Genomic DNA, 14,752 nt, shown 5'->3' with positions numbered 1-14,752 from the left:
ACTTTCGCCCCTACGACCACCTCATGCCCACAGGGGATGTTGGTGCGTGAAGGAAAACGCGCGCCGAATCAACGGACGAAATGGGCTACGTCATGCACACGACCACAAGATCTACACCGCTAACGAGTTCCACCGAGGTTCTCTGCGACTCTCAGGTGATGATCCGAGTCCACGGCGAGCTCGACATGGCTACCGGCGACGCGTTCCGCCGTCTGGTCAGTTCGACGATCGCCGGTGGACACTCCAAAGTGGTCGTCGAAATGTCCGGCGTGACGTTCTGTGACTCCGAGGGCCTGAGCGCTCTCTTGGACGCGACCCGCCACGCCGAGGCCGCAGGCGGCCTCCTCACGCTGGTGGACCTGCATCCCCGCGTCGCCAAGGTCATCCGCATCACCTGCCTCGATCGGTGCCTGCACATCGCCGCCCCCGACGCGAGTTGAGAGCTTGCCGCGCGCGCCCGAGAAATGATGACGACGGCGGTTGTGCGGCCCCATTCCGTTCATGCGCGACGCCAGGCGCGGTCTGCTGGACGGCGGGATCGGCGAGGAACGCGTCCACTATGAGGTCTTCGGGCCCGACCTGTGGAACCAGGGTTGACCAACGGAGTGGATCAAGCCGGATCAGCCCAGGCTGGGAGGGCTCAGCGGGACCGGGCGGCCTCGCATGATGTCCCCTTCGACCTGACCCTCTTCGAGGGCCGTGGCGTGGACGACGAGCCGGGCGTGGACGACGAGCCGGGCGTGGACGACGAGCCGGGCGTCGACCTCCCGTGCCTGCACCGGCGTGGTCGCCGCCGCGCTGAACCGCGACCGGTGGGCGGGAACAGCCAGGACCGGCCCAGCACCGCACACTGAACGGGCGTCTCGACGTTCTGCTGGCTTTACAGACAGCGTCTGCCAGCCGGTCAGGCAGTACCGGCAATGCCCCGCCCGCGCCAGCCACGGAACCGCGACCCGCCTTGCCATCGGCTCCAGCACCAGATCCTGGTCGGCCCGCGACAGGAGCGCTGTGGAGATCTCCGTCGACGTCTTGGTCCACTGCTCCCGGCGCTGATCGGAGGAGGTTCAGGCTTGGTCGTCGTTGAGGGGCGCGCGCCATTGCAGGAGGGTGCCGCCGCCCTCGCGTGGTCGTGTCTGGAACGAACCCCCCAGGTCGCCAGCCCGGTCGGCCATGTTGCGCAGGCCACTGCGGCGTCCGACGTCTTCGGGGATCCCGACACCGTTGTCCTCCACGCGCAGGACGGCCTCGTCGTCGCCGACCTCGACCGACACCGCGACACGGGTGGCCTGGGCATGCCGGGCGACGTTGGACAACGCCTCGGTCACCACCGCCAGCAGATGCTCACCAAGCGTGTCTCCGATGGCGGTGTCCAGGAGTCCGTCCAGGCGCACTGATGGAGCGAATCCCAGATTCTGGGTCGCGGCATCGATCACGGTGTGCAGCCGGTGGCGCAGGCTCTCCTCACCCGGCGCCGCCTGCAACGCGAAAATGGTCGAACGGATCTGCCGGATGGTGTCGTCCAGATCATCCACCGAACGCTGCAGCCGAACCGCCACATCGCGCTTCTCCACCAGCTTGATGGCGCTCATCAACGTCATCGCGGTAGCGAACAGCCGCTGGATCACCGTGTCATGCAGATCCTTGGCGATCCGGTCCCGGTCCTCCAGCATCGCCAAACGTTCAGCATCACGGCGCCGTCCGGCCAGCTCCAACGCGATCGCGGCCTGAGCGGCATAGGCCTCCAGCAACTGCTGGATCGACGCCCCAAACGGCGACGCCTCCGGGGCGCTCCCCACCGCGAGCACACCCCGCGCGCCCTCACCCACACCCAGCGGCACCAACAACAGCGGCCCCTCCGGCACACGACCGGCGAGCCCGGCACCAGCCACCTGCCCGGCACCGGCCGCCTGCCCGGCATCGGGCACCGACAACGGGCTGCCGCTGCGCAGCACCCGCCCCAGCAGCTCATCCCCCAGCGGCAACCGCAACCCGCGCAGATCACCAGGCAACCCGCCATCGGCAGCGATCACCACGAACTCGCCGGCCACCTCATCGACCAGCGAGACCGTGGCATGCGACGCGCCCGAGATCTCACGCGCCCGCCGCGCCACCAGTTCCAGCACCTGCTCCCGGTCAGCCCCCGACAGCAATGCGGTGGAGATCTCCGCCGACGCCTCGGTCCACTGCTCACGCCGCCGCGTCTCCTCATACAGCCGCGCGTTCTCGATCGCCACCCCCGCAGCCGTGGCCAGCGCGGTGACCACGATCTCATCCTCCTCGTCGAACTCGGCGCCACCACGCTTCTCGGTCAAATACAGGTTGCCGAACACCTCATCACGCACCCGGACCGGAACACCCAAAAAGCGCCGCATCGGCGGATGGTTCGCCGGGAACCCGTACGACTCCGGATGCCGGGAGAGATCCGGCAACCGCAACGGCTGCGGCTCCTTGATCAAAAGCCCCAGAATGCCGTGGCCGTGCGGCCAGTGCCCGATCGCCTCGATGTCCTCCTCGGCCACCCCCACGGTGATGAACTCCACCAGGTGCTCGCCCTCTTCGCTGATCACCCCCAACGCCCCGTACTGGGCATCGACCAGCGTCGTGGCCGCCTCGATGATCCGCCGCAGCACCGTCGCCAGATTCAGCTCGCTGCCGATCGACACGACCGCTTCCAGCAACGCGTGCACCCGGTCCCGCGTGCCCCGCACCGCCTCCAGCCGCACCTGCAACTCGGTCAGCAGATCATCAAGCCGCAACTGCGGAAGCAGCAGCCGTGCACGATCATCACCCGCTCCAGACACCGGCACCATCCGCCCAGTATCCCCCTGATCCGGCGCCGGCACCTCCGCCGAGAGACCCTGAGCCACGGTCACCCGACTGCGCGCCTTTTCCCAGGCCGCGCAGCGAGACCTACGGGACTGTCAAGGACCACGTCTCCAGCCCGTTCGCCTGACAGGCGTCGGGGACAGCCGGAAAACCAGGGACCTTGGTCCCTAATGCCGACCGCCGGTGCCCAAGCATGATGGGTTCATGCCCTTCGACCGCAGCGGCCTCGAGATCCTCGGCGACGCCGAGTGCTGGGCGCTGCTCGAATCGGCGCCCCTCGGCCGCATCGTCTTCACCGACCGGGCACTACCGGCCATCCAACCGGTCAACTTCGCCCTCTGCGACGGAGACGTGATCATCCGTACCTCACCCGGATCCAAACTCGCCGCGGCCACCCGCGGCGCCATCGTCGCCTTCGAAGCCGACCACTTCGACACCACCACCCGCACCGGTTGGTCAGTCGTCGCCATCGGCCCCGCCCGCACCGTGACCGACCCCCACGAACTCACCGCCCTCCAGCAGCTGCCACTCCGCCCATGGGGACCCAGCGTGCACGACCACTTCATCCGGATCCGACCCGAAATCCTCACCGGCCGACGCATCCCGGCAAACACCACCACCCCGGTCCCCCGCTGAAGACCCGAGCCCCAACGGGTCGATCAGACCCGAGGTCCCTGGCTCGAGAGACCGTGCCGCCTGCTGGGTGGCCTTCGTGATCGGACCGGATGGACCTGCGCGCCAGAGCCGGTGCGCGCATGATGATGATCGCCGCGGGCCCGTGATCGGCGGTGACCGCCGATGGCCCGCCGGGCGCAGCCGTTCAAGATCACGCTGCCGCCGCCGAGTGCGAGAAACACAGCAGCAGCACCGCCACCGTGGTGCGCCCGCAGAGGCCGAAGGTCCGTGCGCGCCGGGACGTCCGCGAACGGAAGGCACGACCACTGAGGACGTTCGCCTCTGCTGGGGACGCCCGGCCTGGCGGATCCTGGAGGCATGGAGATCGATGCGAACGGGCTGGAGGTGCTCGGCCACGCCGAATGCCTCGCCCTGATGCAGACCATCCCGATCGGGCGCGTGGTGTTCACCGAGCAGGCGCTTCCCGCCGTCCAGCCGGTCAACTTCGTCCTCGACGGGGACTCTGTGGTCATCCGCACCGCACCTGGCTCGAAGCTCGCGGCGGCCACCCGCGGAGCCGTCGTCGCGTTCGAGACCGATGACTTTGACACCACGGCCGGCACTGGCTGGTCCGTCACTGCCGTCGGCCAGGCTCGCGCGGTACGTGACCCCAAGGAGATCGCCCGGCTGTCCCGGCTGCCGCTGCAGCCCTGGTCGCCCGGGCCGAAAGAGCACTTCATCCGCATCTCCTGCCACCGCCTCACCGGCCGCCGGATCGTTCCGGTCGCTCCCGGCAGCGGCGGGCAGGCGGCCTGACCGACCGAGCCAGGCAGGAGCGGGTGTGGCTTCAAGCTGAGCATGCGCGGCCGGGTCCGCCTCGGCGCCGGGGTGGGGTTCAAGCTGAGCGGATCCTGAGGCCTCTCGCGGGTTCGTATGGGGGAACGCCCACCAGCTAGCCGGACCGCCGGTCACGGGATTCGACCGCTACGCCCACGGAGCCGGACGTCGAGGTCGACATCACCGCTCTGGACGCTCTGGAAGGCCTGCGTGCCAAAGTCACCAGCCAGGGCACGGTTTCGCGCTGGGCGCGTCAAGCCAGACCTGCTCGACGACCTCCAAGCCTTCGGTCTCGGAACCGACCGTTTGTTCCACGCCCTGCCCACCTACCGACGCTCAACAAACTGATCACCAGGCGGGCGACCGACGAAGACACTGAACAACTGCCGATGCCCTACTCAGTCGCCAGTCACGCGCCAGTTCCCTGGCCACGGCGCGCACCGTGTTCGCCGCTTGGGAGTCGGATCAGCGCTGGGGATCGTGGACGACGGCCACGGTGCAGGGCGCGTGATGAAGCAGCGCCGAGCTGGTCGCCCCGAGCAGGAGCGGATCCACGTTCCCCGTCCCGCGATCGCCCACGACCACCAGGGAGGCGGCCGCGGCCGCGTTGAGCAGGGCCGTGCGCGGTCCTTCCATGATCAGCGAGGTCCGCGCCTCCACCTGCGGGTACTTCTCACGCCAAGGCGCCACGGCGCGTTCCAGCCGGGCTCCGCACGACCGGGTGAGCGCGTCCCTGTCGGCGAACAGCGCCAGCTCGGACTCGGCGACCGCGCCCGGTTCCCAGCAGCCGTACACCGCCTCCAGCGTCCACCCGCGCAGCGCCGCCTCCTCGAACGCGAACGCCAGCGCCGCGTCCGCGCCAGGCGAACCGTCGACCCCGACAACGACGTGATCGTAGGAGGAGGCCGCCTGACGGACCACGACCACCGGACGACGCGAACGGACGGGCAACCGCAACGCGGTGGACCCCACCGCAAGCTCGTCCTGCTCATGCGAGCCGACCACGATGAGCTCGGCCTCAGATGACTCGTGCATCAGCGCCGCGTATGCCGGCCCGTCCATCAACCGCTTGCGCACCTTCACCGTGGGCGCGAGGTGCGCGGCGCGATCGGCACCATGGTCGAGAAGATGCTCGCCCATACGCTGGACGGTCCTCTCGATGTCATGGTCGACATGGCTGATCGGGTACGGCCAGCGCCAGCAGTGGCAGACGACCAGTTCCAGCCGGCGCAGGCGGGCCTCTTCGGCCGCCCACTGCAGCGCCCGGTCGCTCTCCACCATGCCGTCGTAGCCGACCAGGACATAGGGATACATGACCATGATTGCTCCCATCGGACGATCAAGTTGCGCAAGGTGCACTGCTCCATGGCCTCATAAAGGCCGTCGAGTCTGGTCTCCGGCAGCCCAGCGGGCGGGCGAACGCACAGGTCGACGCGGGTCGCCCGCGCGGGGCGCACATCGCTCATGACGAAGGTCGAGGTCACCTCCAGCCCGTCGGCGGGCATCCCGCGGCGCTTGAGGTGACGCCTCTGGTTGTACGCGGCGCACGCGGCCAAGCTCGCCACGAACAGCTCGACGGGCTTCGGCGCTGCGTCGTGGCCGCCATCCGAGTACGGCTGATCGACGTGGATCACGTGATCACGGACGAGGATCACGAACACGTCGTCCTGACGACAGATCACCTTGATGTCGTCCATCCCCGTCCTCCCTCCCCCGGCGCCGCACAGCGGCGGACTTCCCCGTTCTCGCTGCCTCCAGCGTCGCGGGATCCGAGAGCAGGCGTTAGGGCCAAAAGTCCTAGTAGGAAGGGGCACACGGCCCTCCGCGGCGGGCACAAAAGGGGCTGGTGCATGAACGCTGGCGCCGAACGTGCGAGTGCGGGGCCAGAGCCATGCTCCGGTCCCGCACTCCGCGTGGCGGTGGACTACTTGAGGATCGGGAAGCGCTGGACGAGTTCAGTCTTGCTCCAGCGGCGGCCGAATCCCAGGGTGTGTCCGGCGCTGACCATGGCCAGGCCGATGAGCACGATGGCGTAGACCAGGTGGTCGTCCATGAACACGTTGTTCTCCGGGGGCAGCACGGCGGTCCACATCAGGACCAGCAGCAGCGCGCCGCTCGCGGCGGCGATCCGCATGCCGATGCCCAAAGCCAGCGCCACGCCGATGCCCGCCAGGCCGATCATGAACAACCAGTCGGCCCAGGCCAGCCCGGCCAGGTCCTTGTAGAAGCCCTCGAACGGACCGGCCGGCGCGTTCTTCAAAAACCCCTCGGTCGGGCTCCCGCCCTCGATCCACGCCCGCGCGGCCGGAGTCTCGTGCCCAAGCCCAAAGGTCTTGTCCAAGAACGCCCACACAAACACCCACGCCAGCGAAAGCCTCGCGATCGCCCACACATAACGCGCCGCGACCGACTCGGTCAACGGCACCGGCGCCACCAGATGCGGACGCGGCATGGCCCGGCGCGACCTTACGGCAGGGCGGTCGGTGACGGTCATCGTCATCACACCTCTCTCCGGAGATCCGGACCTCGGTGATCCGGCTGAGGACACCGTCTCCCGAGCACCCCAGTGCCCGGTAGGAGCGTTGGACCCCCAACAACCAGGACCTAAGACCCCGAACGCGGCTCAAGCCACGACCCAACGGTCCCTGCCATAAAGGGACCTCCGAACCTGCTGCCGCCTCGGCGCAACGGCCTACCGTCGCCGAAAGTGACAGGCAAGGGACATCTCTGGGAGAACGCGGTGCACGCCAGAGGGATAAACGCGGTTCCATCGACTGCGCCGACGCTTGGGGTTCGACCGCAACCTGCTTCGGCGATGGGGCGACCGGATTTCATTGGGCGATCAGGCTGGCGCTCCCTGTCGTCATTTCGCCACTGCCACAGGTGTCCTCCATGGTCGTGGACCGGGTATACGACTCCGGCCTCCGCGCCGACCGCGCCGACGCCCTTCAGCACCCCCAAGCCATCGCCAAGCAGCCGCCAACCGACGCTCAGACCTCTATGGGACGGTCGACCGAGCAGCCCAGGACGCACACCGACTCGGGCTCGGAATCGGCGCTCGCAGACCTCCTCGCGGCAACGCCGACCGGCGTGCCGTTCCTCACCGGCCATCTGATCATCCGCCGACTCCATGACCAGCAAACCTCCGCGCTCACGGGATGCGGCATGGATGCATCTCGACCGGCGCCCCTTGCCTGACGACTGGTCATGTCGGCTCACTACGGGTCGTCGTCGAGTGGGGCGGGCTATCGCAGGAGGGGTGCTCCGCGTTCGCGCGGGCGTGCCGGGCGGCATGTGAGAACGCCTCGGTCACCATCGCCAGCAAATGCTCCCCGTGCTGATGGAGATCTCGACCGATCAGCGTTTGGCCTCCACGTCGATCTCCTCTCCGATCGTGGTCAGTCACCGGAACCGGCGGTCACGCGCGGCCGGTCAGCCTCTGCCGGCTCCGTCTGAAGGCGTCGCCGAAGGTTTTGGAACTGGCGCACCTGCATGATGAAGTGGGCCGGCTCGCCCAGCACGATCCCGGCGACCCGCTCGGGGATGCGGGGCTTGCCGCGCCCTCGGGTCCGGACGACGAGCCGGGTCTGCCCGTCTTCCACCGGCTGAAGGTGAAAGGCCCAGACCCCCTCGGTGTACGCCGACGGGTAGGTACCGCGGGGGTCGAAGGGCCTGCCCGTGGGCACCTGAAGGTCGGCCCGCAACACCAGTGTGCGGGGCTCGTCCAGCATCGCCACCGTGAACCAGGACGTCCCGTTCGGCATGGTGATCATTCGATCGCCCACCTTGACGCCCTGCCACTCCGGGACGATCCGTTCGGCACTGGGATGCCCGGTGTTATCAAGCCGGTCCCAGCTGTACCAGCCCCCGCGGTCGTGGCCCATCTGCACCAGCCAAGGCCACACCCGCTCGGGCGGAGCAGGCAGGGTGACGGCCATCGTGCTCTGACCGGTCGCCTCCGGAATGAGTTCGTCCCCCGGGTAGACACGGTTCGCCTCCTCGCTGGTCGCTCCCCAGCTCAGCAGCCGGGGCCGCACCAGTGCCGCGTAAGCACCAGCCGCACCGAGAACGGGCAGGACCGTACGAAAGCCGATCATGCTAGCCCCTCCTTCGATCAGTGGAACCTGCACAACCAGCACATCGCCGCCGCCGCGCCAGAGACAGGGGCGAAAGTCCATCGCACAGAGCCGGCTCACCTGCGTACGGAGGACTTTCGTCCCTGTCACCAGTCCACGCCACGGACGCACGGCGCGCGACACTGCGGCAAGCGCGGGCGAGGAGTGCAGCTTCTCGGATCTGTCACAGAAGCATGTGTCCGGCACCGTCAGCCATGTCGGCGGGGATCACAACCCTGCCTGGCAGGCGGCGTGCAGGGGCTGGTCCGTGGCAAGCCGCTCGTGCTGCCGAGCCCGTTCGACGGGTTGAAGACGCCGGTGGACGCGAGCGCGTGGGGCAAGCAGCTCGCGGTGTCCGGCGCAGGTGATCCAAAGCTGCCCGTTTCATCGAGGCCTGAGCGGGGCGATCCGCGCCTGACGGTCAGGTCAGACAGGGAACGAGCAGCGTCATCGGGATCGCAACGAGGCCGAATGCGCTGAGATATGTGAGCACGCACTGCCAGGCCGGGACCGGTGTCACCGGCTCGGTGAGGCGGCGCGCCCGCGCGACCACGGCGTGATCGGCCGCACCCAGCGCCCCTTGCGGAAGCGCCCCCGACTCCGCCCGGCTCGCCGCGAGCCGCAGGAGCGCGAGCGCGACGACGGGGCCGCCGTTGCGCCGGCGGGCGTGGTCGTCGGCCAGCATTTCCACCAACCGGGCTGCGCACTGGCGGGCGAGCCTCACGGCGGGCAAGCGCGGTACTGCGGCGGCGAGCACGTCGAACGGCAGCAGTATCAGGTGATGCCTGCCACGGGCGTGGGCCCGTTCGTGGTCGAGCACGGCGACCAGCTCACGCTCGTCGAGCAGGCCGATCAGCCCTGAAGTGATCACTACGCGGGCCCGCATGCCAGGCAGGCAGTACGCGGCCGCGGCAGGATGATCGATGACCTGGACACCCTGGTATCGCTCGGACCGTTCGGCCACCAGGTCGATCCGCGCACGGTGTTTGCCACGCAGCCGCGCGTTCTGGATGGTCGTGCGCGCCAAGAGCGCGAGCAGCCATCCCGCGATCGCCACTGCCCAGATCAACGCCACCACCTCGCTCGCCCCGAGACCGTCCAGCGGCCGTCCCTCCAGCGTCTGGATCACGAAGACATGCAGCCCATGGCGGAAGGTGAGCGCGAGGGGGGCGACCGCCAGCGCCAGCGCGGCGATCACCATGGACAGCCCTGCGGCTGAGGTTATCGCCTGCCAGAGCACCAGGCCCGCCCTGGGGCTGCGTTCGGCCCAGCCCGCCTTCGACAGCATGGATGGAACGGGCCCGAGCAGCACGACCGCCAAACCGAAGAAGCACACGGCCACCAGCAGCGGCTTCAAGATCACTTTGACCGCTCCCCGGCGCCTGCACCAGGGTCGTCGAGCGCATCGAGCACCCGGCGCAGAGCGGCCACATCGTCGGCACTGACCGAATCGAGGAAGTGGCTGAGCGCCGACTCCCGGTCCCGCGCCCCGGCAAAGGCCTCGTGCATCACCTCGGCCACATGCACGTCCTTGGTCTGCAGCGCGCTGTAGCGGTGCGCACGGCCTTCCTTGACTCGCGTCACCAGACCCTTGCGCACGAGCCGGTCCAGGATGGTGAGAACTGTCGTGTGCGCCGGCCCGGACGGCAGAACGCTCACTAGATCACTGGCCAGCGCACCCTCCGGCCGTGCCCACAGCTCGTTCATCACCGCGCGTTCGAGTTCACCGAGCCTCATGTCTCACCGCCTTCACCGTCCCCATGGGTTCCCTGAACACTAGCCGCATGACCGTGAGGGCACCCCCATCCGTACGGCCAAGGACCTCGACCAGCCTCCGGTCTGCCCTACGCTATGCCCAGCCAACTTCTACAGTACGTAGAAATAGGCTACCGATACGCCGAGCGTCGAACCGGTGATCTTCCTACCGGCAGACGTATTCGCCCACAACCTCGGATCGGACACCTCGAAGGAAACACCCGGCCCTGGAGGCCAGTTGTGATCCATCACTCCGCCGCACTCGGGCTCCCCCAACCTGGCCGCCTGCGCACGACCGCAGCGCGCCTCGGACTGCACGGGACGTTGAGGGCCTTGGCGGCCGTCCTCGCCGCCGCCGCGACAGTGCCGCTCGTAGCGCCCTCGGCCGACGCGCACGCAGAGCTCAAGAGCATCACGCCCGAGCACAAGTCCGTTCAGACCGCCTCACCGAACCAAGTGGTGCTCACCTTCAACCAGCCCGTCAACAGCCAGTTCACCGTCATCAGGGTGACCGGCCCGGACGGTGCACGTGCCGACTCAGGCAGTGCTCTGGTCGGCAGAGCGGTCGTTCGTCAGGGGCTGATGCCGCTGACGAAGCCAGGGGCGTATCAGGTGGCGTACCGGACGGTGTCGGTCGACGGACATGTGATCAGCGGGGCGCGGGAGTTCACGTTCAAACCTGGTCCCGTCGCGCCGCAGCCATCGGCCGCTTCCGCGCCTGCGGGCTCCGTGCCCACTCCGACGCAGACCCAGCGTCCGGGCGAGCAGTCCTCCTCGGGATTCTCGTGGGGGCTGATATTGCTCGGCGCTGTGGGGGCGGCAGTGGTGGCCGCCGCTGCCATGTCGTTCCGGCGAGGCCGGCGCCGTGCACGTTAACCGAGCGGCCTGACCGCACCCGCGTTCAAGCGGAAGTTCGCAGCCTGGCCGACAGCATCGTCAACGGCCAGCGCGCAGAGATCGAAGCGATGCAGCAGATGCTCCGCGATAGCGGCGCACCGCGGGCATCGAGTGCGCCACATGGTGAGCGCCCAGACCGTGCTGCGGTTGCAGGGGCTATACCGACCACATTTCTGTCTTCTAGGCCCTGAAGTACCCCCATGCCGCGCCCACCAAGGCACCGGCAAACAACCCGGCTAAGGGCCTTCTGCAACTGGCATGATCCGCACCTCAACCCCTGATCGCCGCAACGACATTGGGTTCCACCACCCCGGCCATTCATGGTGTCTCGTGGTCCAGCCCGCCGACTGCGCGACCAGGTGTGCAGCATCCTGGCCACCTCGCCAGGGCAGTCCTAGGCCGAGGCCGACCATTCGACGAGCGGCGGCCGGACCGCCGCACACAACGGATGGCCCCGGCCGTCGGTCAAACCCAGCCGAGCCACCAACAACCCACCTGCCACCGCGGCGTCCAGCACGTCGGGCTCGACTCCGTCGAACCACACCTTGGCACGCCGGAACATCGAGAACGCCCCGGCATCGTCCACGGTGCCCCACGACAAATACACGAACCGGCCACCCGGCCGTCCCTGAACATGGGGTCCCCGAAGATCCCAGCCGGTCCCCTTCGGCGTCGCGGTAATCTCCAGCTCCCACACCGCCGAACGAGCATCACCCGGGCGCAGTCCCAGGATCTCACTCGGGCGCTCCCGCCTCTGGACACCGACGTGAATATTGCGGTAGCCGGGGAATCCCGGCGCTCGACCACAGTCTCGCCCCGGCAGATTCGACGCCTCAATTCGCACCAGCACACCACCATCTTCTCGCAGCCCAGCCGAACGCGTGGCCCTCGGGGGCTCCCGCCCAAGGCCGCACGCCACCGGCGTACGTCGTCGGCCGCGCCCGTTCAGCAGCTCTTTCAGCGTGTGCAGCACGTACACCATGAACGGCAGCAGGAACAGCACGGTGCTGTCGATCAGGACCGGCGGCGCGGCCTCCTGGCGTGCGGCGTGCGATGCGAGTGACCTGGCCATGACATACCTCCCAGGGGTTTACCGAAGACCTGGCTAGAATATGAGGAAATCCTCGTTTTTTGTACTCGCGTCAGGAGCCTCGCGATGCCCCCTCCCAGGTCGGCCCATCGGCCCAGGAAGACGCCCAGACAGCAGCGCGCCTGGCGCACGCGCGCACGGATTCTGGCTGCGGCGGCTCGCGTTTTCGCCGAACACGGCTACGCCTCGGGGACCACCGACCGGATCGCCGCGCAAGCCGGACTCTCGATCGGCTCGCTGTACCAGTACTTCCCCAACAAGGACGCGATCCTGGTCACGCTCGCCCAGGCCCATCTGGACGACACGATTCAAGCCGCACGCACACACCTCACCCGGCCCCAGCCCCTGGAACGGTGGCTACCGGCCGTCACCGGTGCCCTGGTGTCGCCTGGACGGACGATGCCCGGGGCGTACGACGCCGCGCATAGACGCCTGCGTTGTGCCCAGATTGGGTGTGCGTGGTGCGTAGCAGGTCACAGGCGCGGGGCAGGCCAGCGACCGGGTGGCTGATCATGACGCAGCTGGGTGTGGGCGCGGTGATCTCCAGAGTGGTCGCGCCGATGTCGAGGTGCTGCCCGATCTACTGCAGTTCGGGGAACGAGCCGGGAGCGCTGTCCGGCGTGCTGATCAGTAAGTTGGGCCGAAATCTGCGCACGAGGGCGGCCAGCAGTGGCAGCGCCGCGACGCTCCCCAGCATGAGCGTCTCGTCACCAACGCATGGGCGACGTCGCGCCGGTCGTCGTTCAGCGCGCTGTTCCAGGCAGCCTGATACAGCAGGGTGCGTTCGGCAGCGAACGAGCAGGCCACCGCGACGGCCGGCAAGACCAGGGAGCCACGCCTGACCGGCTCCAGCGGCAGCGCCGCTGGAGCGAGCGCGCTGGATAACGACCAGGGCGAGCATGGCGAGGTGGTTGCGGGTGTGCTGCCTGGGCCAGGGCTGGGAGAGGATGCGGGCCCGTTACAGGTGCTGCCAGCGGGCGGCGGGGGCCCGACGGCATGGCGAGCGGCGTTCATCTCACCGGCGTAGGCGGCCCGCACTGCGGCAGACAGGCCACGGCCGATCGTCGTTTCTCCTCGGTTGGGTTGATGGGAGCCGACGCAAGGCTGACAACAGGCTGGCGGAGGGTGGGACAACGGGCTGGCGGAGGGCGATCTTGGCCCGCAACGTCCCGCGGCGGTGGTGAGCAAGACATCCCCCGGAAGCGGTGCCTGCGGGGGTCACCAGCCGACTTCGTCGCAGCCTTCATGGTCGGCGGGTTCGACCTGGAGGGTGGCGTGGGCGATGGCGTGGCGGTCGCGAAGCAGGTCGCGCGCTTGGTCCAGGACGGCGTGTGCGTGGGTCTGCTCGGCGGTCACCAGGTGGGCGGTCGCGACATGCATGCCAGAGGTCAAGGTCCACAGATGCAGGTCGTGCACGTCCTGGACGCCGTCGATGGCGGCCAGTTCGCCGGCCACGGCGTCGACGTCCAGGCCTTCGGGGGCATGCTGGCCGAGCACCGCGAGCACCTGGCGGCCCAGCACCAGGGCGCGGACGATGACGAACACCGCGATGGCGAGCGCGACCAGGGTGTCGAACAGGACCTGCCCGGTGGCGGCGACCAGGATGCCGGCTGCGATCACGCCGACCGATCCGGCGGTGTCGGCGAGCACCTCCAGGTAGGCGCCCTTGACGTTCAGACTGTCGGCGGCGCCCGCGCGCAGCAGGACCAGCGCGGCCAGGTTGACCGCCAGACCAAGCGCTCCGACCACCAGCATCGGCCCGGTGGAGACCTCGGCGTCGGCACCGATCCGGGACAGGGCCTCGACCGTGATGTAGACGGCGGTGCCCAGCATCACCAACACCGCGAACCCGGAGGCGAACACCTCGGCCCGGTAGGACCCGTAGGTGCGACGGCCGGTGGAATCAGGGCGCGCCGCGATCTTGGTGGCGACCAGCGCCGCGGCCAACGTCACCACGTCGGCGGCCATGTGCCCGGCGTCCGACAGCAGCGCCAGCGAACCCGAGATCAGCCCGTACGCCAGCTCCACCACGAAGAACGAGCCGACCAGCGCGAAGGCCGCTCCCAGCCGCCAGCGGTGCCGCCCTCCAGCATGCTCGGCAACCTGGCCTGCGCCGTGCCCGTGCCCATGCCCGTGCCCGGCGCCCATCACAGCTCCCGTTCGGGGTGGACGGCCTCGGTGTGCTCGATATGGGCCATGGCCAGATCCAACAGCATCCGCACATGCGCGTCGGCCAACCGGTAGTAGGCCATCCGGCCGGAACGTCGCACGCTCACCACCCGGTGCGCCCTCAGCAGCCGAAGCGCGTGCGAGGCCGCCGACTCGCTCATACCGCTGACCGCCGCCAGATCGCACACGCACAACTCACCGTCCAACAACGCCACCAGCAGACGCAGCCGCCTGGAGTCGGCCAGCAGCCCGAACACCTCGGCGGTGTCCTCCAGATCCTGCTCGGCGGGCATCCGCTCGCACACCGAGGCGACCCGCGGCGCATCCACCACGCGCACCGCACAACCGTCGAGCTCCAAAATCTGCTCATCTGAAGATCTGTTCATACATAGACTTTCATGGATGGGCGGTGGCTCTGTCAACCGCACGGCCCTTGCTCCCACATCGG

At 68.6% G+C, this 14,752-nt stretch carries 16 protein-coding genes and 1 pseudogene; 6 read left to right on the top strand and 11 right to left on the bottom strand.

The annotated features are described in order from the left end of the window. The first annotated feature begins 158 nt into the window (after window positions 1-158). The gene (locus F8566_RS00635; RefSeq protein WP_192809441.1) at window positions 159-440 is read left to right on the top strand and encodes an STAS domain-containing protein; all 282 of its coding nucleotides are present in this window, start codon (window positions 159-161) and stop codon (window positions 438-440) included. 180 nt (window positions 441-620) lie between these two features. On the opposite strand, the gene F8566_RS00630 is transcribed toward F8566_RS00635, so the two are convergent. Beyond that, entirely contained in the window at window positions 621-851 is a 231-nt protein-coding gene (locus tag F8566_RS00630; RefSeq protein WP_151556874.1) for a hypothetical protein, read from the bottom strand. A gap of 213 nt (window positions 852-1,064) precedes the next feature. Then, window positions 1,065-2,810, bottom strand: coding sequence for a GAF domain-containing sensor histidine kinase (locus F8566_RS00625; protein WP_151557853.1), 1,746 nt, complete (start codon window positions 2,808-2,810; stop codon window positions 1,065-1,067). A 220-nt stretch (window positions 2,811-3,030) separates the two neighbouring features. On the opposite strand from F8566_RS00625, the gene F8566_RS00620 reads away from it, so the two are divergent. Both F8566_RS00620 and F8566_RS00615 read left to right on the top strand, forming a co-directional pair. Next, the gene (locus F8566_RS00620; RefSeq protein ID WP_151556872.1) at window positions 3,031-3,462 is read left to right on the top strand and encodes a pyridoxamine 5'-phosphate oxidase family protein; all 432 of its coding nucleotides are present in this window, start codon (window positions 3,031-3,033) and stop codon (window positions 3,460-3,462) included. A 357-nt stretch (window positions 3,463-3,819) separates the two neighbouring features. Beyond that, window positions 3,820-4,257, top strand: coding sequence for a pyridoxamine 5'-phosphate oxidase family protein (locus F8566_RS00615; RefSeq protein ID WP_151556870.1), 438 nt, complete (start codon window positions 3,820-3,822; stop codon window positions 4,255-4,257). A 486-nt stretch (window positions 4,258-4,743) separates the two neighbouring features. Here the strand turns inward: F8566_RS00615 and F8566_RS00610 are convergent, their stop codons facing one another. The 3 genes and pseudogenes from F8566_RS00610 to F8566_RS00600 form a co-directional block, all read right to left on the bottom strand. After that, on the bottom strand, window positions 4,744-5,598 hold the full coding sequence (locus tag F8566_RS00610) for a universal stress protein (protein ID WP_151556868.1): 855 nt from the start codon (window positions 5,596-5,598) through the stop codon (window positions 4,744-4,746). Between the two features lie 29 nt (window positions 5,599-5,627). Beyond that, window positions 5,628-5,975, bottom strand: a pseudogene (locus F8566_RS00605) (OsmC family protein); the annotation flags it as partial. Between the two features lie 227 nt (window positions 5,976-6,202). Further along, complete coding sequence (locus tag F8566_RS00600) at window positions 6,203-6,730, bottom strand: DoxX family membrane protein (protein ID WP_225992834.1); 528 nt, start codon at window positions 6,728-6,730, stop codon at window positions 6,203-6,205. Between the two features lie 440 nt (window positions 6,731-7,170). Between F8566_RS00600 and F8566_RS00595 the strand changes: the two genes are divergently transcribed. Then, window positions 7,171-7,476 (top strand): hypothetical protein, encoded by a 306-nt coding sequence (locus F8566_RS00595; protein ID WP_151556865.1) that lies wholly within the window; start codon window positions 7,171-7,173, stop codon window positions 7,474-7,476. Window positions 7,477-7,676: 200 nt separating this feature from the next. Here F8566_RS00595 and F8566_RS00590 read toward each other — a convergent pair whose 3' ends face one another. From F8566_RS00590 to F8566_RS00580, 3 genes are all read right to left on the bottom strand, one after another. Further along, window positions 7,677-8,375, bottom strand: a complete 699-nt coding sequence (locus F8566_RS00590) for an SRPBCC family protein (RefSeq protein WP_192809440.1) — start codon at window positions 8,373-8,375, stop codon at window positions 7,677-7,679. Between the two features lie 439 nt (window positions 8,376-8,814). Continuing rightward, entirely contained in the window at window positions 8,815-9,756 is a 942-nt protein-coding gene (locus F8566_RS00585; protein WP_151556863.1) for a M56 family metallopeptidase, read from the bottom strand. Continuing rightward, entirely contained in the window at window positions 9,753-10,130 is a 378-nt protein-coding gene (locus F8566_RS00580) for a BlaI/MecI/CopY family transcriptional regulator (protein ID WP_151556862.1), read from the bottom strand. Before F8566_RS00580 ends, F8566_RS00585 begins: the two co-directional genes overlap by 4 nt. A 258-nt stretch (window positions 10,131-10,388) precedes the next feature. Here F8566_RS00580 and F8566_RS00575 point away from each other — a divergent pair, with 258 nt between their 5' ends. Continuing rightward, window positions 10,389-11,024: a copper resistance CopC family protein gene (locus F8566_RS00575; RefSeq protein WP_192809439.1), complete on the top strand. Its 636-nt coding sequence runs from the start codon at window positions 10,389-10,391 to the stop codon at window positions 11,022-11,024. Window positions 11,025-11,439: 415 nt separating this feature from the next. Here the strand turns inward: F8566_RS00575 and F8566_RS00565 are convergent, their stop codons facing one another. Beyond that, the gene (locus tag F8566_RS00565; protein WP_225992725.1) at window positions 11,440-12,117 is read right to left on the bottom strand and encodes a DUF5990 family protein; all 678 of its coding nucleotides are present in this window, start codon (window positions 12,115-12,117) and stop codon (window positions 11,440-11,442) included. Between the two features lie 84 nt (window positions 12,118-12,201). Here F8566_RS00565 and F8566_RS00560 point away from each other — a divergent pair, with 84 nt between their 5' ends. Beyond that, window positions 12,202-12,645: a TetR/AcrR family transcriptional regulator gene (locus F8566_RS00560; RefSeq protein ID WP_151556858.1), complete on the top strand. Its 444-nt coding sequence runs from the start codon at window positions 12,202-12,204 to the stop codon at window positions 12,643-12,645. 708 nt (window positions 12,646-13,353) lie between these two features. Here the strand turns inward: F8566_RS00560 and F8566_RS00550 are convergent. Further along, window positions 13,354-14,283 carry a cation diffusion facilitator family transporter gene (locus tag F8566_RS00550; protein ID WP_151556856.1) on the bottom strand — a complete coding sequence of 310 codons (930 nt, stop codon included), beginning with the start codon at window positions 14,281-14,283 and terminating at the stop codon, window positions 13,354-13,356. Beyond that, window positions 14,283-14,690 carry an ArsR/SmtB family transcription factor gene (locus F8566_RS00545; RefSeq protein ID WP_151556854.1) on the bottom strand — a complete coding sequence of 136 codons (408 nt, stop codon included), beginning with the start codon at window positions 14,688-14,690 and terminating at the stop codon, window positions 14,283-14,285. Before F8566_RS00545 ends, F8566_RS00550 begins: the two co-directional genes overlap by 1 nt. Between the last annotated feature and the right edge of the window lie 62 nt (window positions 14,691-14,752).

The organism is Actinomadura rudentiformis, from assembly GCF_008923185.1.
GTDB lineage: Bacteria > Actinomycetota > Actinomycetes > Streptosporangiales > Streptosporangiaceae > Spirillospora > Spirillospora rudentiformis.
This window is presented reverse-complemented; position numbering and strand designations above follow the sequence as displayed.

What these genes read in the sequence shown, in the direction of transcription:
- F8566_RS00625 (WP_151557853.1), bottom strand. Translation starts at nt 2,810, where the DNA reads ATGGTGCCGGTGTCTGGAGCGGGTGATGATCGTGCACGGCTGCTGCTT.
- F8566_RS00550 (WP_151556856.1), bottom strand. Translation starts at nt 14,283, where the DNA reads ATGGGCGCCGGGCACGGGCATGGGCACGGGCACGGCGCAGGCCAGGTT.
- F8566_RS00545 (WP_151556854.1), bottom strand. Translation starts at nt 14,690, where the DNA reads ATGAACAGATCTTCAGATGAGCAGATTTTGGAGCTCGACGGTTGTGCG.
- F8566_RS00560 (WP_151556858.1), top strand. Translation starts at nt 12,202, where the DNA reads ATGCCCCCTCCCAGGTCGGCCCATCGGCCCAGGAAGACGCCCAGACAG.
- F8566_RS00620 (WP_151556872.1), top strand. Translation starts at nt 3,031, where the DNA reads ATGCCCTTCGACCGCAGCGGCCTCGAGATCCTCGGCGACGCCGAGTGC.
- F8566_RS00610 (WP_151556868.1), bottom strand. Translation starts at nt 5,598, where the DNA reads ATGGTCATGTATCCCTATGTCCTGGTCGGCTACGACGGCATGGTGGAG.
- F8566_RS00600 (WP_225992834.1), bottom strand. Translation starts at nt 6,730, where the DNA reads ATGCCGCGTCCGCATCTGGTGGCGCCGGTGCCGTTGACCGAGTCGGTC.
- F8566_RS00635 (WP_192809441.1), top strand. Translation starts at nt 159, where the DNA reads ATGATCCGAGTCCACGGCGAGCTCGACATGGCTACCGGCGACGCGTTC.
- F8566_RS00615 (WP_151556870.1), top strand. Translation starts at nt 3,820, where the DNA reads ATGGAGATCGATGCGAACGGGCTGGAGGTGCTCGGCCACGCCGAATGC.
- F8566_RS00590 (WP_192809440.1), bottom strand. Translation starts at nt 8,375, where the DNA reads ATGATCGGCTTTCGTACGGTCCTGCCCGTTCTCGGTGCGGCTGGTGCT.
- F8566_RS00595 (WP_151556865.1), top strand. Translation starts at nt 7,171, where the DNA reads ATGGTCGTGGACCGGGTATACGACTCCGGCCTCCGCGCCGACCGCGCC.
- F8566_RS00580 (WP_151556862.1), bottom strand. Translation starts at nt 10,130, where the DNA reads ATGAGGCTCGGTGAACTCGAACGCGCGGTGATGAACGAGCTGTGGGCA.
- F8566_RS00565 (WP_225992725.1), bottom strand. Translation starts at nt 12,117, where the DNA reads ATGGCCAGGTCACTCGCATCGCACGCCGCACGCCAGGAGGCCGCGCCG.